Annotated in this window: 20 protein-coding genes; 9 read left to right on the forward strand and 11 right to left on the reverse strand. The window is 36.3% G+C overall.

The features are described from left to right. Window positions 1–2: 2 nt before the first annotated feature. Together panB and FB551_RS21350 are read right to left on the reverse strand one after the other, a co-directional pair. Window positions 3–818, reverse strand: a complete 816-nt coding sequence (panB, locus tag FB551_RS21345; RefSeq protein ID WP_047381678.1) for a 3-methyl-2-oxobutanoate hydroxymethyltransferase — start codon at window positions 816–818, stop codon at window positions 3–5. A 61-nt stretch (window positions 819–879) separates the two neighbouring features. After that, window positions 880–1,593, reverse strand: coding sequence for a Crp/Fnr family transcriptional regulator (locus FB551_RS21350; protein ID WP_047424695.1), 714 nt, complete (start codon window positions 1,591–1,593; stop codon window positions 880–882). 88 nt (window positions 1,594–1,681) lie between these two features. Here FB551_RS21350 and FB551_RS21355 point away from each other — a divergent pair, with 88 nt between their 5' ends. From FB551_RS21355 to FB551_RS21395, 9 genes are all read left to right on the forward strand, one after another. Beyond that, window positions 1,682–4,060 (forward strand): heavy metal translocating P-type ATPase, encoded by a 2,379-nt coding sequence (locus FB551_RS21355; protein ID WP_142018861.1) that lies wholly within the window; start codon window positions 1,682–1,684, stop codon window positions 4,058–4,060. Window positions 4,061–4,169: 109 nt separating this feature from the next. Continuing rightward, on the forward strand, window positions 4,170–4,382 hold the full coding sequence (ccoS, locus tag FB551_RS21360) for a cbb3-type cytochrome oxidase assembly protein CcoS (protein ID WP_142018862.1): 213 nt from the start codon (window positions 4,170–4,172) through the stop codon (window positions 4,380–4,382). A gap of 21 nt (window positions 4,383–4,403) precedes the next feature. Further along, window positions 4,404–6,665, forward strand: a complete 2,262-nt coding sequence (gene ccoN / locus FB551_RS21365) for a cytochrome-c oxidase, cbb3-type subunit I (protein ID WP_076595424.1) — start codon at window positions 4,404–4,406, stop codon at window positions 6,663–6,665. Window positions 6,666–6,687: 22 nt separating this feature from the next. Further along, window positions 6,688–6,888, forward strand: a complete 201-nt coding sequence (locus tag FB551_RS21370) for a cbb3-type cytochrome oxidase subunit 3 (RefSeq protein WP_002983870.1) — start codon at window positions 6,688–6,690, stop codon at window positions 6,886–6,888. Window positions 6,889–6,898: 10 nt separating this feature from the next. Beyond that, the gene (locus FB551_RS21375) at window positions 6,899–7,780 is read left to right on the forward strand and encodes a cbb3-type cytochrome c oxidase N-terminal domain-containing protein (protein ID WP_047428880.1); all 882 of its coding nucleotides are present in this window, start codon (window positions 6,899–6,901) and stop codon (window positions 7,778–7,780) included. Between the two features lie 94 nt (window positions 7,781–7,874). Beyond that, window positions 7,875–9,329 (forward strand): cytochrome c oxidase accessory protein CcoG, encoded by a 1,455-nt coding sequence (gene ccoG, locus FB551_RS21380; RefSeq protein WP_047428879.1) that lies wholly within the window; start codon window positions 7,875–7,877, stop codon window positions 9,327–9,329. Window positions 9,330–9,339: 10 nt separating this feature from the next. Further along, complete coding sequence (locus FB551_RS21385; protein ID WP_142018863.1) at window positions 9,340–9,792, forward strand: FixH family protein; 453 nt, start codon at window positions 9,340–9,342, stop codon at window positions 9,790–9,792. Continuing rightward, complete coding sequence (locus FB551_RS21390) at window positions 9,783–10,508, forward strand: sulfite exporter TauE/SafE family protein (RefSeq protein WP_047428877.1); 726 nt, start codon at window positions 9,783–9,785, stop codon at window positions 10,506–10,508. Before FB551_RS21385 ends, FB551_RS21390 begins: the two co-directional genes overlap by 10 nt. A 17-nt stretch (window positions 10,509–10,525) precedes the next feature. Continuing rightward, window positions 10,526–11,245 carry a hypothetical protein gene (locus FB551_RS21395; RefSeq protein WP_226798759.1) on the forward strand — a complete coding sequence of 240 codons (720 nt, stop codon included), beginning with the start codon at window positions 10,526–10,528 and terminating at the stop codon, window positions 11,243–11,245. A 76-nt stretch (window positions 11,246–11,321) separates the two neighbouring features. Here FB551_RS21395 and FB551_RS21400 read toward each other — a convergent pair whose 3' ends face one another. The 9 genes from FB551_RS21400 to FB551_RS21440 form a co-directional block, all read right to left on the reverse strand. Beyond that, window positions 11,322–12,014: a hypothetical protein gene (locus tag FB551_RS21400; protein ID WP_047428875.1), complete on the reverse strand. Its 693-nt coding sequence runs from the start codon at window positions 12,012–12,014 to the stop codon at window positions 11,322–11,324. A 326-nt stretch (window positions 12,015–12,340) separates the two neighbouring features. Then, a complete protein-coding gene (gene serS, locus FB551_RS21405) occupies window positions 12,341–13,609 on the reverse strand; it encodes a serine--tRNA ligase (protein ID WP_047428874.1) in 1,269 nt (422 codons plus the stop codon). A gap of 65 nt (window positions 13,610–13,674) precedes the next feature. Continuing rightward, a complete protein-coding gene (locus FB551_RS21410; protein ID WP_142018864.1) occupies window positions 13,675–14,193 on the reverse strand; it encodes a hypothetical protein in 519 nt (172 codons plus the stop codon). A gap of 38 nt (window positions 14,194–14,231) precedes the next feature. After that, window positions 14,232–16,130: an asparagine synthase (glutamine-hydrolyzing) gene (asnB, locus tag FB551_RS21415; RefSeq protein ID WP_142018865.1), complete on the reverse strand. Its 1,899-nt coding sequence runs from the start codon at window positions 16,128–16,130 to the stop codon at window positions 14,232–14,234. Between the two features lie 66 nt (window positions 16,131–16,196). Beyond that, the gene (locus FB551_RS21420; RefSeq protein ID WP_142018866.1) at window positions 16,197–17,450 is read right to left on the reverse strand and encodes a lipopolysaccharide biosynthesis protein; all 1,254 of its coding nucleotides are present in this window, start codon (window positions 17,448–17,450) and stop codon (window positions 16,197–16,199) included. 5 nt (window positions 17,451–17,455) lie between these two features. Continuing rightward, window positions 17,456–18,589, reverse strand: a complete 1,134-nt coding sequence (locus FB551_RS21425) for a glycosyltransferase (protein ID WP_142018867.1) — start codon at window positions 18,587–18,589, stop codon at window positions 17,456–17,458. Window positions 18,590–18,687: 98 nt separating this feature from the next. Then, the gene (locus FB551_RS21430; protein WP_123277632.1) at window positions 18,688–19,176 is read right to left on the reverse strand and encodes a hypothetical protein; all 489 of its coding nucleotides are present in this window, start codon (window positions 19,174–19,176) and stop codon (window positions 18,688–18,690) included. A gap of 86 nt (window positions 19,177–19,262) precedes the next feature. Next, on the reverse strand, window positions 19,263–20,399 hold the full coding sequence (locus tag FB551_RS21435) for a hypothetical protein (protein WP_142018868.1): 1,137 nt from the start codon (window positions 20,397–20,399) through the stop codon (window positions 19,263–19,265). A gap of 20 nt (window positions 20,400–20,419) precedes the next feature. After that, a complete protein-coding gene (locus tag FB551_RS21440) occupies window positions 20,420–21,205 on the reverse strand; it encodes a (Fe-S)-binding protein (protein ID WP_047428861.1) in 786 nt (261 codons plus the stop codon). Window positions 21,206–21,210 lie beyond the last annotated feature (5 nt).

Genomic DNA, 21,210 nt, shown 5'->3' on the forward strand with positions numbered 1-21,210 from the left:
GATTAATAGCTTTCGTTTTCGTTTGGAAACTCTACGTTCTTCACATCTTTTACATATTGCGAAACGGCTCCTGTAATTTCTGTGTAAAGGTCAAGGTATCTTCTTAAGAATTTCGGACTAAAACCTTTGTTCATTCCTACCATATCATGATATACCAAAACCTGTCCGTCACAATCTGCTCCGGCCCCGATTCCGATAGTAGGAATAGAAATGCTTTCGGTTACTTTTTTCGCCAATTCTGCAGGTATTTTTTCCAACACAACAGAAAAACAGCCTAATTCTTCCAAAAGTTGTGCATCAGCAATCAGTTTTTCAGCTTCTGCCTCTTCTTTAGCTCTTACTTTATACGTTCCGAATTTATAGATGGACTGCGGTGTTAATCCCAAATGTCCCATCACTGGAATTCCGGCATTGATAATTTTCTTAATAGATTTGGAAATTTCTTTTCCGCCTTCAATTTTCACGGCATGGGCTCCACCTTCCTTCATCATTCTTACCGCAGACTCCAATGCTTTTTCAGGATTACTCTGATAAGTTCCGAAAGGTAAATCTGCTACCACCAAAGCTCTGTCGGTTCCTCTTACCACACTTTGAGCATGATAGATCATTTGATCCAGCGTAATAGGCAATGTAGTTTCAAAACCGGCCATTACATTCGCTGCAGAGTCTCCAATCAAAATAGCATCTACTCCACCTGCGTCTACCATTTTTGCCGTGGTGAAATCGTAGGCTGTAAGCATTGTTATTTTTTCCTTGTCGAATTTCATTTTACGCAAGGTTTCAGTCGTAACTTTTTTAATTTCAGAGTGAACAGACATAATTTATCTATTTTTAAAAGTTAAAAAGTCGGCCTTCAGCCGACTTAAGTTTTTGTATGATTTATAAAACTACGTGACCGAGTTTCATGAGTTTGTCGTGATTTAAAATCTTGATATTTCTTCCGTCTACTTCAATCAGACTATCCTGTTTGAATTCAGAGATCAGACGGATGGCACTTTCTGTAGCAGTACCTATAATATTGGCAATTTCTTCTCTCGTTAATGAGATCTTGATAAAGCCTTCAGGATCTACTCCCAGCTTCTGTTCCAGCAGCAAAAGAATTTCTGCCAATCTTTCTCTTACCGTTTTCTGTGCAAGGAAAGTAATGGTATTGGAAGATTCTCCTAATTCGTATGAAATTTTCTGAAGCATTACGAAAGACAACTGTGGATCTACTTCCAGAAGATACATAAAGATATCTGCGGGTAAGAATACACATTCAATATCTGTCATTGCTTCTGCTTTGGCCTGGAAATTTTCCCCGCAAAGCAAAGAACGATAGCCGATGATATCTCCTTCTTTGATAAATCTTAAAATCTGGTCCTTACCGAACGCTCCTGATTTCGAAAGTTTGGCAGCTCCTTTTTCCAGGACAAATACTCCTTTTGGAGTTTCCCCATCCTCGAAAATGGTTTCATGTTTCTGAAAACTCAGTTTCTTTTTGCCATTAATATATTTTTCAAAATCTGCGCTAGAAAGTCTTTCTTTAAATGATTTATCATTAAAAACTCTGGCGAACCTCTCTTCAATTGCTATCTGTTGTTCCTGCGGCATTTTATATGATATTTATCACAAAAATAGAACTTTTTAACGCGATAAACAAAAAAATTTGTTATAATTTTGTAGTTCAATATTTTATGGGGTGAGCGAGAACTGTTTTCATTGTGGTCAAGGGATAGAAAAAGAGAGAATTTTATTTGATGAAAAGACTTTCTGTTGTAATGGATGTAAATCTGTTTATGAAATTCTAAATTTAAATAATCTGAGCAATTTCTATGAGCTTAATAAAGGAGCGGGAATTCGTCCGAATGATGAAAACTCTTCTCAATTTGACTACTTAGATACACCTGAAATTTTTGAAAAAGTAACAGATTTCTCTGAAGGAAGCACCAGTCTTGTTACTTTCAAAATCCCTGTCATTCACTGTTCTTCTTGTATCTGGCTGTTGGAAAGCCTTCACACGTTAAATAAGCATATCAAATATTCGCAGGTTAATTTCACAAGAAAGACCTTACAGATTTCATTCAATCATAACGATATGAAATTAAGCGAACTAGCTAAATTTTTAACGAATCTGGGATATAAGCCGGTTATCAGCCTTGAAACGGCTGATAAAAATGAAGATCATCTTGACAAATCTTTATTAGTGAAATTTGCCATAGCAGCCTTTGCTTTTGGTAACGGGATGTTCCTTGCCTTTCCCGAATATATTGGTGGGGAAGATTATTGGATGGATCATTATAAAGGTTTATTCAGAACCTTGATCTTTCTTTTGGCAACACCTGTTGTTTTTTACTCAGCTTCAGATTATTATAAATCAGCATGGTATGGTTTAAAAAATAAGATTGTCAACATTGATGTTCCCATTGTCTTAGGAATTCTTGTTCTCTATGGAAGAAGTATCTACGAAGTGGTAACAGATTATGGACCAGGATATTTCGATACTCTTTGCGGACTTTTATTCTTTATGCTCCTTGGAAAAATTTTCCAAAAAAGAACCTACAGTGCTCTTTCCTATGACCGAGATTATAAGTCTTTCTATCCGATTGCTGTAACAAAGGTTGATTTCGAAGGAAAACAGGATAATATTCTCCTGTCAGAAATAAAAGTGGGCGATAGAATTCTGGTTAGGAATCAGGAAATCATTCCGGTAGATGCCATTCTGATCAACGGAGAAGGAAATATCGACAACAGTTTCATTACAGGCGAAAGCGAAAGCATCAGCAAGCAACCCGGAGATAAAATTTTCGCGGGAGGAAAACAGGTTGGGTCTTCTTTAGAGCTTGAAGTCATTAAAAACGTAGATCAAAGTTATTTAACTCAGCTTTGGAATAAAGAGGCATTTAAAAAGCACGAAACAGGACTTGACACACTAACAAATAACGTTAGTAAATACTTCACATTCATCATTTTAGGCATTGCTTTAGTTGCGGGAACCTATTGGTATTTTATTGATTTAAATACCATGTTTCAGGTGATTTCAGCTATTCTGATTATAGCGTGTCCTTGTGCTCTCGCCCTGTCTGCACCATTCACTTTCGGTCACATTATGAGAATCTTAGGCCGAAATAAGTTTTATGTAAAAGATACTTTAACGATTGAAAAAATCGCGAAGCTTGATACGATTGTTTTTGACAAAACCGGAACGATTACCCACAGAAAAAAATCAAATATCAAATACGAGGGACCAGAGATCAATGAATTTGATTTACTGAATATTAAAACATTATTAAAGAATTCCAACCACCCGCTTTCAAAATCACTGTATGAATTCATTGAAGTGAATGATGATTACTTCCCAGTAGAAAATTTTGTTGAAATTTCAGGAAAAGGATATGAAGCCAATGTAAGAGGAACGATGTATAAAATCGGGTCTGCCCGTTATAATGATCAGGAACCTAAAAACCTTGAGACAGCGGTTTATATCAGCAAAAACGGAGCGTATTTGGGTAAATTCATCTTTAAAAATGAATACCGCCCTAAGCTGAAAGAACTTTTCACAAAATTAACCAACTACAAAATATTTATTCTGAGTGGAGATAATTCCTCAGAAGAAAATCAGCTTAAAGAACTTATTCCAAATTATAAAGGAATGGCCTTTAATCAAAGCCCGGAAGATAAACTGAACTATATCAAATCCCTTCAGGATCAACACTTAAAAGTAGCGATGCTTGGAGATGGTCTTAATGATGCGGGAGCTTTAAAACAAAGTAACGTGGGGATTGCAATTGCTGATGATACAAACAGTTTTACCCCATCATCTGATGTCATTATGAACGGTGATAAAGTGGTTACCTTAGACAATTATCTGAACGTTTGTAAGGGCTCGATCACCATTGTGAAAATGACATTTATAATCAGTTTTCTATACAATATTGTGGGTTTAAGTTACGCTGTTACAGGACATATGCATCCGCTTTTCGCAGCAATCATTATGCCAATCAGTTCGATCACAGTGGTTACCTTTACTACAGTTTCAACATGGATTTTAGGTCGTAAATATTTCAAAAAACAGGCGTAAAAGCCCTTATTTAGACTGATTTTAAATTAGCTGAAATCGGCATTTCGTGATGAATGTCATTATTTTTCACTAAATTTGAACCCCGAAAATAGGTTAATTTTGTTGTCCAATGGATATTCTATATTTAATGATCCTCTGCAGTGTTTCTTTGGCTGCGATTTTCTTGGTCGTATTTATAGTGTATGCCCGAAAAGGACAGTTTGAAGATGATGAATCTCCTGCTGTCAGAATCCTTTTTGATGACGAAAAAGTCGAAGAAAAAGATGAAAGCGGCGACAAAAATAAAGACGAAAAAGAAATAGGAGAAAATAATAAAAATTGAGAAAAATAGTGAATAGTTGATATGGAAACACAGAAGTTTAGTTATGACAATAGTATTGTCCGTGCGTTCCTTTATGCGACCTTAGTTTTCGGTCTCATTGGATTTACGTTCGGGCTTACGGCGGCATTAATGCTTTTCTACCCGGAATTACCTGAATTCTTTTTCGGGACGGATGACACAACCATTAAAAGTTTGGCATCGGGTAATATTGAAGGGTTAATAAACACTCATGGTGCATTTGGTTTTGGTAGAATCAGAATGCTGCACACCAACACCGTAATCTTTGCATTCGTTTGTAACATCGTTTACACGGGTATTTATTACTCATTACAGAGATTATTAAAAACAAGAATGTACAGTGACACATTGTCTTGGCTACATTTCTGGACCTGGCAGTTTATGATCGTTGCTACGTTCGTTACATTCTTTATGGGGATCAACACCTCTAAGGAATATGCTGAACACGAGTGGCCGATCGACATATTGATTGCATTCTCATGGATCATTTTCGGTATCAATATGTTCCTGACTATTTCAAAGAGAAGAGTGAGACACCTTTATGTAGCCATCTGGTTCTACATTGGTACCTGGATTGCAGTAGCAATGCTTCACATCTTCAACAACCTTGAAGTACCTTTATCTTTCACAGGCTGGAAATCTTATTCAGCATATGCAGGGGTAAAAGATGCTATTGTACAGTGGTGGTATGGACACAATGCGGTTGCATTCGTATTGACAACTCCGGTTCTAGGTTTAATGTATTACTTCCTTCCGAAGGCTGCAGACAGACCGGTATTCTCTTATAAGCTGTCTATTATTCACTTCTGGTCATTAATTTTCGTATATATCTGGGCTGGTCCTCACCACCTTCAGTATACAGCTCTTCCAGCTTGGGCTCAGGCGGTAGGAACAGGTTTCTCTATCATGCTAATTGCACCATCTTGGGGAGGTATGTTAAATGGTCTTCTTACGTTAAGAGGAGCTTGGGATAAAGTAAGAGAAAATCCTATCCTTAAGTTCTTCGTAGTAGCTGTTACCTGTTATGGTATGGCAACGTTTGAAGGACCGCTTTTGGCAACTAAAAACATCAACAAAATTGGTCACTTTACAGACTGGGTTATCGGTCACGTACACTTAGGAGCTCTTGGATGGAATGGTTTCATGGCATTCGGGGTGATCTATTATCTGGTACCAATTATGTGGAGAACAAAACTTTGGTCTGTAAAATTAGCTAACTGGCATTTCTGGTTAGGTACCTTAGGAATTATTTTCTATGCAGTTCCAATGTATATTTCAGGATTCACACAAGGATTAATGTGGAAGCAGTTCAACCCGGATGGAACCTTATTATGGAAAAACTGGTTGGATACGGTAACGGCAATTATTCCTTACTTCAAAATGAGATTCGTAGGAGGTTTATTCTACATCTCAGGATCTATCCTGATGATTGTAAACGTAATCGCTACAGTAAGAAAAGGATCATTCCAGAAAGAAGTTCCTGCTGAAGCACCAGCGTTGGCAAACATCAGCAAAAACAGAAAAGAAGGAGAAGGTACTCACCTTTGGCTGGAAAGAACTCCGGTATTATTAGGGATCCTATCTTTCATCACGATATCTATCGGTAGTTCAATTGAAATTATCCCAACACTATCTCTTAAGAAAAGTGTACCTACGATTTCTGCCGTGAAGCCTTATTCACCGCTGGAACTTGAAGGTAGAGATATCTATATCCGTGAAGGATGTAACGCTTGTCACTCTCAGATGATCAGACCGTTCAGAGATGAGATCACAAGATTCAACGGTAAAAACGGACAGTACTCCAAAGCTGGAGAATTCGTATACGACAGACCATTCCTATGGGGTTCTAAGAGAACAGGTCCGGATTTACATAGAGAAGGTGGTAAAAACCCAAGTTCTTGGCACTACAAACACATGTATAACCCAAGATCTACCTCTGCAGGTTCCATCATGCCTCGTTACCCTTGGTTAATTGCTACTGACTTAGACAGAACTAAGATGGTAGACAAAATGAAGCTGATGAAAAATGTATTCGATGTACCTTATACTAAGGCTGAAATCGATTCTGCAGATAAATGGGCTAACAACCAATCGGCAAAAATTGTGAAAGATATCTTCTCTGAAGCTAATGACCTTAAGCAGGCTTATGCGAAGAGACCTCAGGGAGAACTAGAGAAAAAAGAAATTGTAGCTCTTATTTCTTATCTTCAGAGATTAGGTACGGATATCAAAACAACTGAAATCAAAACAGCAAGTAATAACTAAAAAACATTAAAAAGTTCATACTATGATTCCTCAGAACTTTAAAGATATATTATCCAATACTGAAAATGCTGGCTTCTACCAGACACTGGCTCTGATTTTCTTTATGCTGTTCTTCATAGCTTTAGTAATCTATGTTTTTAGCAGACCTAAAAAATATTACAAAGAAGAAGAAGAGGCACCGCTTGGGGATGATGAAGATGACGATTTTAATTTAAAAAATTAAACTATTTTTTATGAAACAAAGAACACCTGTTGTTATAAACATCTTAATAATAATCGGACTTTTAATAGTTTTTTATTATTTATTTGTACAGAGCTACGCGTTCCTTTCTTCACCTTACTTCTGGGGAACTGTTGTAATCGCTGGTATCCTGGCTTATATTCATGGAGCTATCGGAGACCTTATCGAGAACAACAAATTCAAAAAATTATCTCCTGAAGAAAAGGCAGCTTATTTAGCTGAAAAGAAAGTTCCTTATTTCAAAAGATTGTACCAAAGTGCATTCAAAAAGCAATCTGCTTCTGAAGAAAAGGATATCCTTATCGACCACGGTTTCGACGGAATCATGGAGTTGGATAACCAATTACCGAAATGGTGGGTAGGTTTATTCTATTTTGGGACCGCTTTTTGTATTGTATATATTGCAGCATACTCTTTCACAGACTTCGCTCACCCGTTAAGCGAATATGAAAAAGAATATAAAGAGCAGTTAGCAAGTATTGAAGAATATCAGAAAACTCAGCCTCCTGTAACCATTGAAACAGCTAAGTATTCAGCGGATAATATTGCAGAAGGTAAAGAATTATTCAAAACAAACTGTGCATCTTGTCATAAAGAAGACGGTAGTGGAGGTATCGGACCAAACCTTACTGATAACTACTGGATCAACCAGCCTGAGAAAACGTTATTTAAAAACGTATTCCATATGGACTGGAATGGTTCTCCTACTAACCCTGCCATGAGAGCCTTCGGTAAAAACGGAGAAGTTTCAGGGGCAGAAATTGAGAAGATTGCTGCTTATGTATATCACATCAACCAGGAACAACCACCAGTGACTCCAGCTCAGGGAGGAGCAGCTCCTCAAGGAACTGAAGCACATTGGGAAAAAGAATAATTTAAAAAATTAGAAACATATGAAAAAAACATAATTTGTTATTAGATTAAAATAGTAACGAATTATGTTTTTTCTTTTTTAAAACCTATTACATATGTCAGACATAGAAGATATAGAAGTACGCGGCGGACAGGGACAGGTTCTGGACCCTGAGACTTACAGAGATTCTATAGGGACAATGGAGCAATCCGGAAAAAGAAGGTGGGTCTTTCCAAGAAAACCTAAAGGAAGGTACACCAACTATAGAAACATTGTAAGCTATCTACTATTAATTATTTATTTTACATTACCATTCATTAAAATCAATGGTAATCCACTATTATTGTTCAATGTCATAGACAGAGAATTTTTCATCTTTGGACAGCCCTTTTATCCACAGGACTTTTTTATCCTCACTTTAGGTGCTATTGCCTCTTTAATCTTTATTATTGTTTTTACGATTGCGTTCGGAAGAATTTTCTGCGGGTGGATTTGCCCTCAGACAATTTTTATGGAATCTATTTTCCGTAAAATCGAATACCTGATTGAAGGTGACAGAAATAAGCAAATGAAGCTGGACAGACAGGAATGGAACACCGAGAAGATCTGGAAGAGAAGTTTGAAATGGACTGTTTATATTATCATCTCACTGATCATTACCCACTTTATGTTCATGTATATCGTAGGATATGAAGAAGTATTTAAAATTGTTGGCGAAGGGCCATTTGCACATCCTACCAATTTTATTGTAATGATTCTTCTTACCGCAGCATTCTACTTTGTATTTGCGTGGTTCAGAGAGCAGGTTTGTACATTGGTATGTCCTTACGGACGACTTCAGGGAGTATTGATTGATAAAGACACAATCAATGTTTTCTATGATTTTAAAAGAGGAGAAAACAGGTCAAAATGGAGAAAAGGCGAAGACCGTAAAGCAGCAGGTAAAGGAGACTGTATCGATTGTCACCAGTGCGTAGTGGTATGCCCTACAGGAATTGATATCAGAGACGGTCAGCAGCTGGAGTGTATCAACTGTACTGCGTGTATTGATGCCTGTGATGAAGTCATGGAAAAAGTAGGTCTTCCAAAAGGATTGATCCGATATGCTTCCGAAAACGAAATTGAAAAAGAAACTCAATTTAAGTTTACAGGAAGAATGAAAGGATTTGCTGTATTCTTATTCCTTCTTGTAGGATTCTTAGGATACCTTCTTTACAGCCGTGGTGAGATGGAGGCTAAATTCATCAAGCCTGCAGGGAGCACATTCTTTGTAAGAGATGGTAAAATTACCAATACCTACAATTATACTTTCCTTAATAAAACGAACGATAAGAAGATCGTTACCATTAAAGTGATAGATCCTGCACATGGTGAAATCACGTATAGTGCATCAAGTAAGATTCAGGTTGACAGAGATAAAATTTCAAAAGGGACCATCAATATCAGTTTCCCTGAAAACGATATGAAGCTCTCTAAACAGAATATTACCATTGGTGTTTATGATATGAAAGGTAAACTGATAGATTCATACCAGACTTATTTTGAAGGACCTTTCAAACTGCAATTTTAATTAGAAAAAAATGAAGAACTTTAGTTGGGGACATGGTGTTGTAATTGCACTATTAGCATTCATAGTTTTTATATTATCCATGATGTTTCTTTTCCCGAATGGGCAGAAGAATTCCGAAATGGTTACAGATAATTATTACGAAGAAGAGTTGAAATACCAGGATGTGATTGATGCCAAGAAAAAAGCAGATGATCTGCAGGAAAAACCTGCATACAGCCAGGATACTAAGGGCATTACCATTACTTTTCCAAAAGAATATAATAACTCAAATACTACGGTAAAATTTGTTTTAAACAGAACCGACGACCAGAATTTGGATATCAAAAAATCTGTACAGCTTGACGCTGGCCAATCTTTCACAATTCCTGCACAGGTATTGAAAGTAGGAAACTACACCTTAAGATTAAGCTGGACTAAAGATAAAACAGACTACCGAATGGATTATGATGTGATATGGAAATAGGACTTATTGTATCGGCTATTGCTTTAGGCTTTGCTTCCGGTTTTCACTGTATCGGAATGTGTGGACCTATTGCATTATCGATGGGATTAACCAAAAAACAGGCTGCCAATTTCTATCTTCAGAACCTAACCTACCAATTCGGAAGAATTTTCACCTATTCTTTATTGGGTGCTCTTCTGGGAATTATCGGACAGGGATTTGAAATGGCAGGCTTTCAAAAATATCTTACTATTACTGCTGGCATTCTTCTGATCATTATGGCTGTATTTTCATTTGGCGGAAAAGATTTTGCTTCAAAAATTCCTTTTCTCTCTAAGTTTCTGTACAGCGTAAAAATGAATCTGGGAAAATTACTTCAGAAAGCAGATTACCGTTCAAGATTTACAACAGGCTTGTTAAATGGCTTTTTACCTTGTGGAATGGTTTATATGGCACTTACTGCCAGCCTGGCAGGAGGAGGAATATGGCAGGGAGCTCTATATATGGCTTTATTTGGTCTTGGAACACTTCCGTTCATGTTCGCTATAGTTTTGGCCGGAAATCTTATGAATCAGGCTTTCAGGGTAAAAGTTTTAAAAGCAGTTCCGGTGATCATGATTATTTTGGGAGGATTATTCATTCTAAGAGGGCTTGAGCTGGGAATTCCATATGTTTCCCCAAAAGCGGAAGCCATGACGATCATTAAAGATCCTAACGGGGCTGTTAACTGTCATTAATTTGTATTTGATAAACCATGAAAAAAACCATTGTCTTATTTCTGATAAGCCTTTTTACATTGCAATCCTGTAATATTAATACAGAAATAATCTACCATAAAGATGCGGCTTCATCTGTGATTACTGATATTGATACGAGGGAATTTATGGCTGAAATGCAGGCTATGACTCCAGATTCGTTACAGGATGAGAAGTTCAAGGATATGGACAAATTTCCGACAATCTGGACAAGTATGTATGATATGTTAAAGAAAGAAGGAAAACTGAAAACTGAAAATCAGGATACTATTAAAATCCTGAAAAAGTTTTTTCTGAAATCTGTAAAAGAAGACCATAAACCTGTTCCTATTGGCTATTCATTTAAAATGGATCATATCACGCCCAATGATTATGAATTAATTAAAAATTTTAATAAAGACGAAAAGCTGCCTTTTGATCAGAATGTACTCAATACCTGGGATGGAAAAACATTAACCATTAATACAGATTTTTTCAATGCAAAAAATATTGAAGAAGTTCTTCAATCTAAAGGTTCAAAAGAGGAAGCTCAGCAAGTGGAAGGAATGATGATGATGTTTTTCAAAAATATAGGAACAACATTAAAATTTGAAAGTAAAATAAAGTCTATCACAGGTAAACATGACTGGTTAAAACAGGTTGACGACTATTCCGTAAGAATCGTATATGATTTGAAAGCCCTATACGACAAAGATTCAAAAACTCAAAAACGCAGATAAAAAGATTATCATTGTTACAGAATAAAATGATAAGGCCCGGACCACAGAGCCGGGCCTTTATTTTTTCTTAATGTGCTTAATTAGCAATTAACGTTGCTACAATAGAAGATTGTGAAGAATATGTATTCCAGGTAAATGTACCTGCATAAGCACCGGTAGTACCTCCAAATTTATAAACATCTTTTGCTACTATGTCAAAAGCATAGGCAGCTCCTTTGGTTACATTTATTTTACCAATAATAACTGTCGTTTCAGGGTTCATACCTGCAGAGGGATGTCCTATTGGTGTTGACATTCCATAAAATGTCTCAATACCATTAACCTTTATCACAATCTGAGTATTGGAAAAAACAAGACTTCCTGATCCGGAGGCCTCTCCCAATGCCGTATAAATATTAGCCTGGATAAGTAAAACACCATCAGCCGGAGCTGTATAATTATAATTGAGCCCTGGAATTGAATTAAATGCTGAAGAGCCATTCACACTCTTTCCGCTACTAAAAACATTGAAGCCAAGAGAAGTTTGACCACTAAGTCCTTGCAAAGAATTCCAGGTGGGTGCTGCTCCTGCACCGTGAGACATCAATACCTGTCCCGCTGATCCTGCAGATCCTGCTGTTCTGGCATCTCCTCCTACATTGAATTCGTTGGTAATCTGTAACGATCCATTAACATGTAATGATTTTTGTGGCGTATCCGTTTTAATCCCAACTTGTCCATATAACGTTAATGACAGTAGAAATCCTACGAAAATTAAATTTTTCTTCATTTGTTTGTGTTTATTTTTAATATTAATAAAGTATTGGTAAATAATTCCTTAAATAAAAATTTCGTCGACCTATCAATGATCTGGCAAAACTAAATAAACGAATAAAAAAAACATAATTTAATTCTCATTAACTTGAATAATTGCTAAAACTCCAATGATAATCGATTAATGAAATAATAAAATAAACAGTATATCTAAAAATTTAGAATAAAAAACTCAAAAGGAAAAGCCAGTACAAGAACTAATGGCTAAACAATTATCTACGAAGATTTTAAAATAAAAAAACCACCGGAATGGTGGTCTTTTTTATCTTAAAACATGATTGGTTAATTAATTACATCAAATCTTGCATATTCTGCAATCTTTTTAGGAAGCTTAATTCCTTCTGCTGTTTGGTTATTCTCCAGCAATGCAGCCATAATTCTTGGTAACGCCATTGCTGATCCGTTTAAGGTGTGAACCAGCTGAGATTTACCATCTCCTTTATAACGGCATTTTAACCTGTTGGCCTGGAATGTTTCAAAGTTCGACACTGAGCTTACTTCCAGCCACATTTCCTGAGCAGCACTCCATACTTCAAAATCATAAGTCATTGCAGATGCAAAACCTGTATCGCCACCACAAAGTCTTAATACTCTGAACGGAAGTTCAAGATCTGTAAGGATTTCTTTGATATGCTCTACCATTTCTTCCAAAACAGCATAAGAATTTTCAGGTTTTTCAATTCTTACAATTTCTACTTTTTCGAACTGGTGAAGACGGTTCAATCCTCTTACGTGAGCTCCATAGCTTCCAGCTTCTCTTCTGTAACATTGAGAGAATGCCGTATTTTTGATGGGAAGGTCTTTCTCATCAAGCAATACATCACGGTACAGATTCGTTACAGGAACTTCAGCCGTAGGAATAAGATATAATTTATCTTCGTTGATATAATACATCTGCCCTTCTTTATCCGGCAGCTGTCCGGTTCCAAAACCAGATGCCTCATTCACAACGTGAGGAGGATTTACTTCCGTATATCCTTTTTCTACGTTTTTATCTAAGAAATACTGAACCAAAGCTCTCTGCAATCTTGCTCCTTTCCCTAAATAAACAGGGAAACCAGCTCCGGCAATTTTTACTCCTAATTCAAAATCAATAAGGTTGTATTTTTTTGCCAGTTCCCAGTGAGGAATAGCTCCTTCACCAAGTCCTTCTACCGGATGAGACTGGAAAATCATTTCATTATCATCAGCAGAAGCTCCGCTTTTTACCAATTCATTGGGAATGTTCGGAAGTTGGTACAGAATATTCAGCAGGTCGTTTTCTTTAACTTCTAACTGGGATTTCAATTCTGAGCTCGACTCTTTGTATTGTGCTGTTTTAGATTTTGCAGATTCCGCTTCTTCTTTTTTCCCCTCTTTCATCAAAAGACCGATTTCTTTCGAAATTTTGTTGATTTCGGAAAGTTGGGAATCTAGTTCAAACTGGATTCTTTTTCTTTCGTCGTCGGCAGCGATAGCCTCGTCCACCAACTCAAGATTTTTGAATTGTCTTTTCTTAAGACCTTCTAAAACGCGTTCTTTATTGTCGCGCAAAAAATTGACTTGTAACATTTTATTTAGATGTTAAATATTAGATGTTTAGCTTATAATAAGCTAACATTGTACAAATTTAAAAATTATTTTGTGATCGTAACGGTATTTATCGAAGTTGGTGCATCAGCATCTTTAGAAAATACCGGAACCCTGTTATACAAAACCTTTGAAACCTGGAATACTGTTGGTGTATTACGATACTGAATTTCCAAAGTATCAATCACATTTTCAGCAACATTAGTACTCTTTGTATAGGTAATCTGCATTCTGGAAAAATAGGAAGTTCCGGTTCCCGGATTATCAGGACTGATAGAATCCAGTCTTCTTCTTTTTGCTCCTGCCAGATAATCCATATAAAACAATGAATCGGTTGTCATCCTTAATGATATACTTACCGGAGAATTATCTTTATTTCCAAAAATATCATTCACCGAATATCCCGTAAAAGATCCGGTTTTCTTACTGTTCAAAAGATCCTGGCCAGCACTGTTTTTCACATAGATATTAAGAGCCTGATCTATTCTCTGCAAAGAATCATCATCACTTTTACAACCTATCAGTGCAAAAACCGCAACCAGTATACTCCAAAAATATTTCATCATAAATACAAAGGTAAAATATTAATCTATAGACTCCTTCTTTATTCTTCAAAATATTTCTGATACCATAACTCAAAGGTAACCAGCTGCCATATTTTCACCCAATCATATTCATGTTCCTGATGATTCCACCATTCATCAATCACTGCGGTATTGAAGAAGTTTCTCTTTTTTAAACTTTCAAGATTATCAGTAATAAAATCTCTTAGTCTTTTTTCGTTTTTAATGAAATAACCGACAGGAAATGAAAATCCTTTCTTAGGCATATTCAAAACGGATTCAGGAAGATATTTTTCAGCTGTTTTACGCAGCAATGGCTTGTTCTGAGTTCCATTAAACCTAATATTTTCGGGAAGGGCTGATACATAATCTATCAGGCTGTTACTCAGATATGGGTAGCGGAATTCTACGCTGTATTTCATTGCGCTCATATCATCCCGGAAAACGTGGTGAGAAGACAATGAATACTTCATATCATATTCAAAATACCCTGAATAATTTTTGGTTTCTGAAAGATGATATTTTGAAAGATTAGTCTCAATTTTGTTATAAATATGAGGATTAATAAGACTTTTAGCTTCCACGGGCATCATACTGCTCTGACTTTGTCTGAAAAAATCAAACATATAATCCTGAGAGAAATAATTTTTTACTCTTTGCGAAAACTTATCTTTCGTAAAGATAAAAGGGCTTATAAAATTAAAATTTCTCATCAGAAGCCATCTTTTCAGCTTCAATGTATGGGAATAGCCAGCAAAAAGTTCATCAGCTCCGTTTCCGCTTAAGACTACTTTAAAGTCTTTATCGTGTGCATATTTTGCAGCGTTGATTAACACTTCAAAACTGCTGTAAGGTTCTTCAAAGTGTTGGATATTCTCTTTAAGATTTTCCAAAGCTTCTTCATCACTTACTTTTTTAATCTCATGTGAAACATCAAAATGTCTGGCAGCCACGGATGCATTTTTCACTTCTTCTTCAGAAAATGGATAAGATATCGTGTACGTGTTAATATCAGCATTGAAAAACATTGATTTCGAAGCAATTAAGGTAGAATCTATTCCTCCGCTCATCATCACTGCTACAGGAACATCTGCATACAACTGTTCTGAAATACTTTCAGAAAGCAGAGCATCTATTGTTCTTACCGCTTCTTCTTCTGAAATATCTTTTGAAAGCAGCGAAGGCAATTCCCAAAATTTTTCTTTGGTGATCTTATGATCCTTTAAATCAACAGTCATTAAAGAAGCAGGCTCCAGAGAGAAAATATGCTGAAAACAGGTTTGCGGAGCCAATGTTGTCTGAAAAAGGAAATTAGTATACACCCCATTCCAGTTGATTTCAGGCTTTACCAATTCATTCTTCAGTAATGCTTTTATTTCTGATCCCCAAACCAGTCCATCCTTACTGTGATGATAAAAAAGCGGCTTCATTCCTACCCTGTCCCTTGCCAGTATAAGTTTCTGTGAGATAAGATCTACAATACAAATGGCAAACATTCCATCCAGCTTTGCAAAAGCAGAATTTCCCCACTCCTGATAGGCTGTGAGAATAACTTCAGTATCAGAACTACTGTGAAAAGAATGTCCCAAAGATTCAAGTTCTTTCCTCAGTTTTTTAAAATTATAAATCTCTCCGTTAAAGGTAATTATGATCTGTTCATTTTCTGACAGCATGGGCTGATGTCCTTTTTCAGAAAGATCAATAATGGATAATCTTCGGAAACCCAAAGCAATAGCTGAATTTTTCTCGCTTAAAAGCGGAAACTGTTCTTTAATTTTTTGTGTGGAATCATTCCCTGAAAAAGCAACTCCCTGGTTGGCATTGCAGAGCCAGAACCCTTCATCATCTGGCCCGCGATGTCTGATTGCCTGATTCATTTCCAGAATATTTGTAGAGGAAATACTTTTATGAAATGAATAATAACCACTGATTCCGCACATAGTAAAGAGTTAATAGATCTGTAAAAATAGGAAAATGACTTTATTTTGTAGCTGTGTATGAAGTAATTATTTCTTTAAAAATTTTTGTTTTAAAAGCTGTATCTCTTCTCTTGTGATCATATAATCTTTCAAAATAAACGGAGTGGAATTGTAAAATTTTCTGAACAACAGGAATGCAGAAACAAAATAGGATGATGTAGTTGCAATACAGGCTCCTAAAATACCCCATCTGGGTATCGCTATGAAAGACAATACAATGGTAACCACCAGACCCACAATTGATTTGATATTAAGGATTTTAAGCTCGCGCATTCCTGAAAAGTAGTGTCCCACCATATCACTGATGGCAATGGCAAAAATTCCCGGTGATAGAAGGAGCATTATTTCTTTGGTATCCCTGAATTCTTTCCCGAAGATCACCACATATACCTGAGAGGGTATCATAATGATTCCCAGGACGAAACCTATCATCAGAAAAAAAGTCAGCTTTAAAGATTCTTTGGTTTTTCCAATTGATTCTTCCTTGCTTCTACTGTTGACTACATCTGAGTATAAAATCACAGCAATACTGCGCGTAATGGTCCATATAGCTTCCGAAAAAGTAACGCCGATGGAAAATATTCCGACGCTGGCAATACCTTCAAAATATTCTAAAAAATAAAATGAAAGTCTGTAATTCAAAAACTGGACAAAGGCACTCAATTGCGTTTTCCAGCCATATTCAAACATGTTTCTTCCCACATCTTTACAAAATGATATTTCAGAAATAGTACATTTTTTTATGATCTGAAAAAAACTGGTGAGAAAGAGCAAGGCGAGACATCCAATCTGGGCAAGAAAATACACTGAAACATCTTTCTTGCCGAACACATATACCAGTATTCCTAAGAAGATAATATGTACAAGCTGTTGTAAAACAGTATAAAGATTGAACTTTTTAATATTCTGTGTTCCAATAAACAGGCTGATATTGGTGGATAATAGTGAAGAGAAAACAGAAATTCCGATAAGATAGAATAGATATTCCCCCTGAATAGAAGCAATACTGAATAAGAACGGGATTAAAAGACCCGTCAGGAGAGACCACAGATAGGCATACAATAAAACCTTCTCTATTTTAAACCTTGACGCGAAATAAGAAGCACTGCTTCCGGAAAAGATACTGCTGAAAAAACTTACTGCAGCAGCATTGGCCACCACAATAGAAATGGTTCCTTTTCCCTCACTTCCCCACATATTCGTAGAATAGATCACCAGCCCGAAGCTGAGGATCAGAATAAGAAAACGTGAGACAAATGTTTTAATAATAGTAAGCTGCATGGCGATTATGGATCAATAGATTTTTTTACAAAATCAACGAAGATATCTTTTATAATTTCCCAGTTATATTTTCCTTTAAACTCTTTTTGTGCATTGAGAGCATGGGATTGATACAGCTCCGGATTCCTGATATAATTGATGATAATATCCGAGATGGCTTCAGCATCATGAGGATCAGCCAGACTTCCAAACGAAAGCTTCCCCATATGCTTCCTGATTCCTTTCAAATCTGAATAAATCACTGGTTTTCCCACTCCCATAAAATAGAACAGTTTTATGGGCAGTGAATGATTGTTTTCAAAGTTAATTTCCCGAAGATCAAAACAAAGATCAGCCTCTACAAAGGCTTTTGTAAATGTTTCAAAATTAGTAGGCTTTCTGATCTCGACGTCATCAAAAGCATATTTCTGCAATAATGATGAAAAGTAGAGCTTATCGCTTTCCTGTACAGTTGAACCAATAATCAGAATCCTGATGTGTAGTGCCGGCAGTTTCTTCCGCAGCCTGTCTATTGCCCTGAAGAAATTCTCAATTCCTTTGTCTTTGGAAATCTGACCTGTGTAACATAGTGTGATGCTTCCGGGAGTGAGTTCTTTTATATTTTCATGAATGTAAACAGGATCCGGATAATACGGCAGAATCATTTGCTTTTTAAATCCAAAAAAATAAGCTAAAGGGAACTTCTTTGTTGTTTCACCAAAAATAAAATGGGTACTTAAAAATCCTGCATACAACTGAATAAGAGAAAACTTTAATGCCTGAAAAATCTTAACAGGAAAGCGGTATTTTTGAAGCATTGACATGGAAGGATACCATTCCGTAATGTCATAAATACAGCTTATTTTATATTCTTTTACAAATTTCTTTACTGCTGCAATAGCCAGAGGTTCAGAGCCAATGATACAATCCGGACGATAGGCACTGCAAACTTTCCGGAAAGTTTCCATTTTTGTGTCTATACTTTCTTCAAGAACGGCAAAAGATTCTACTTCAATCCCATCCATAAAACCTTTATACTCTGCATATAAACTGCATATTTTTACTTCAAACCCATTATCTCTAAGAGCCTTTGCCTGATGATAAAAAATGCGGTCATCATTATAGCTGTGTGAGGTCGTTAAAAAAAGTACTTTAGGCATGAGTATCTGCTCGAATCTGTACAAATATACATTAAAACAAAAAAGTGGAAATATATTTTCCACTTTATGATTATTCTTTTGTATCAGCCTAACAGCGATTATTTTATAGAAGCCGCCCAGCTCTTTTCCAAAGGAAGAAGAAAGTGGCTTAAAAAATCAAGGTAAGTATTTTTAGAGAAGTCAAAAACCTGGATATCTTCTGAAAGTTCTCCGTTTCTCAGCTTCGTTTTAAAATCAATTAATTTTAGCGTTTTCACTTCACCATTTTCTACAAAGCTTGCTTTCATTCTATCGAAAAGGCCCAATTGATATTCTTCATCAATTTCTCTCATCACTTTTCCTAAAGCATCAATGCTGCATCCGGAAGCCATTTCCTTTTCTTCGTCCACACATACTATGATAAACTGGTTCTTTTCAATTTTAAAAGAAGAAGAAAGTGGTTTACCATGGGCTGCCCATGTTGCAAGGAAATCAAACAGTTTCTCAGTAATGGCTTTTGCTTCTTTGGTTTCGAAAGGTCTTGAAGCCGGATATATAATGACTCTGTAGTCGTTGGTTTCTACAATATTAGATTCTTCGATTTTCATAATGTAAATATTTATATTTCAAGAAAATGAACCGTCAATCTCTATTATAATTACTATTGAATGTTCATATCATTGTGAAGACAAAATTACGCAATTTTCCCGAGTTTAAGATCATTGTATTTTCTACTCAGTACATAGAGCATTACTATGAAAACCGGAAAGATAAAAGGAAAGAAAAACCTTAAAGCTGCCGACTGCGGAAAGAAGAAGAATTTGATATAGACATTCACTACAAAAAGAACTGCAATCATCCTCACCCATGCATCTTTGGAACGCCAGAAGATCACTCCGATCATAATAGCTAACGACAAAGTTACTTTTTTAAAATAAATGATCTTAATATAAATAATACTCAGATAGTCTTTTAAACTAACGTCTATCGGGTGTGTTGAAATAATAGGTCTTCTGTCAATAAAAGTATCATAAAAGAGATCTTTCCACCCAGGATAATGATAAAACTTAATGATGGCGAGATACATCGCCAGAAGTACGATTCCCTGTGCAATAAAAGAAACATCAATTTTCTTTTCCCGGAAGTAATGGAAAAAGAAAACAGCGATAATATAAGTCAGGGTAAATGTAATATAGTCCGGCCGTATAAACGTAATAGCGAATAAAAGTACAAACATTGCCCAGTTGTTCCATTTTTTGATTAACCCAATCATAAAGATCAGCATAAACTGGAAAATAAACATATCTGGTGTAGAAACCCTCGACATGTAAGTCATTGGAGGTAAAAGCATTGCGACAACTGTTACAATTATCGCAAGCCAATATTTTTTGGGAAACAGCAGTTTCAGGATATAAAAGAGTAATATTCCTGAAAAGAAATAAGAAATGAGGCTGGTAAACAGAACTGCCATTGGCGCTGTAAACCCAAGCTTATAAAAAAGAGTGATCACAAGAATATACCCTACTTTGATTTGAAAATAGGGTAATTGTTCTGTAAAAGATTGTGTATTTTTCACGAAATACTGCCTTGGGATGTCCCATTGCTTTATTCCGATAATGTCTGTATAATGTTCTGCAGGAGCCTCTTTTTTTATGTCTTCGTAGGTAATAATCCGGACTTTATCCGGAGAATCCGGGAACTCGGAAGTATACATACAACCCATGTAGCCGGGCATATCCCAATCATATACTCTGTTCTGATAATTCCAGAATGTAAGAAGAGCAAGTATTGAAATGATAAACAAAAAGGAGAGTCTCCATTTCAGCTTCATAAACCTGTATAAGATTACAATTATAAGTCTTCTGCTTCAGCAAGAAGTTCAACGATATCTTTTACGGCAACTTCTGTATTTTTGTTAAAGTGTTTTACTCCATCCGTCATCATGGTATTACAGAATGGGCATCCTGTAGCAATTACCTTAGGCTCAAAAGATAGAGCTTCTTCCGTTCTTTCAATATTGATGTCTTTATTTCCTTTTTCAGGTTCTTTAAACATCTGTGCACCTCCTGCGCCACAGCAAAGTCCGTTGGTTTTGCAGCGTTTCATTTCTACAAGTTCAGCATCCAGCTTTTCAAGAAGCATTCTTGGAGCTTCATATTCATCATTGGCACGTCCCAGATAACATGGATCATGGAAAGTAATTTTTTTCCCTCTGAATGCACCGCCTTCAATTTTCAGTCTTCCTTCTTCCATTAAAGTTTTAAGGAACTGAGTATGGTGTACAACCTCAAAGTGACCTCCCAGGCTTGGGTATTCATTCTTCAGGGTATTGAAACAGTGTGGACAGGCAGTTACGATTTTCTTTACTTCATAAGCATTCAATACTTCGATATTGGTAAGCGCCATCATCTGGAATACAAATTCGTTTCCTGCTCTTTTCGCAGGATCTCCGGTACAGCTTTCTTCCTGTCCCAGAACTGCGAATTCTACCCCTATTTTATTTAGTATTTTGCAAAATGCTTTTGTAATTTTTTTTGCACGGTCATCAAAACTTCCCGCACATCCAACCCAGAATAAAACTTCCGGAGCTTTTCCTTCGGCAGCATATTCTGCCATTGTTTTTATATTGAAATCCATTTCTT

Origin of the sequence: Chryseobacterium aquifrigidense (assembly GCF_006716485.1) — a bacterium.
Classification (GTDB): Bacteria; Bacteroidota; Bacteroidia; order Flavobacteriales; family Weeksellaceae; genus Chryseobacterium; species Chryseobacterium vietnamense.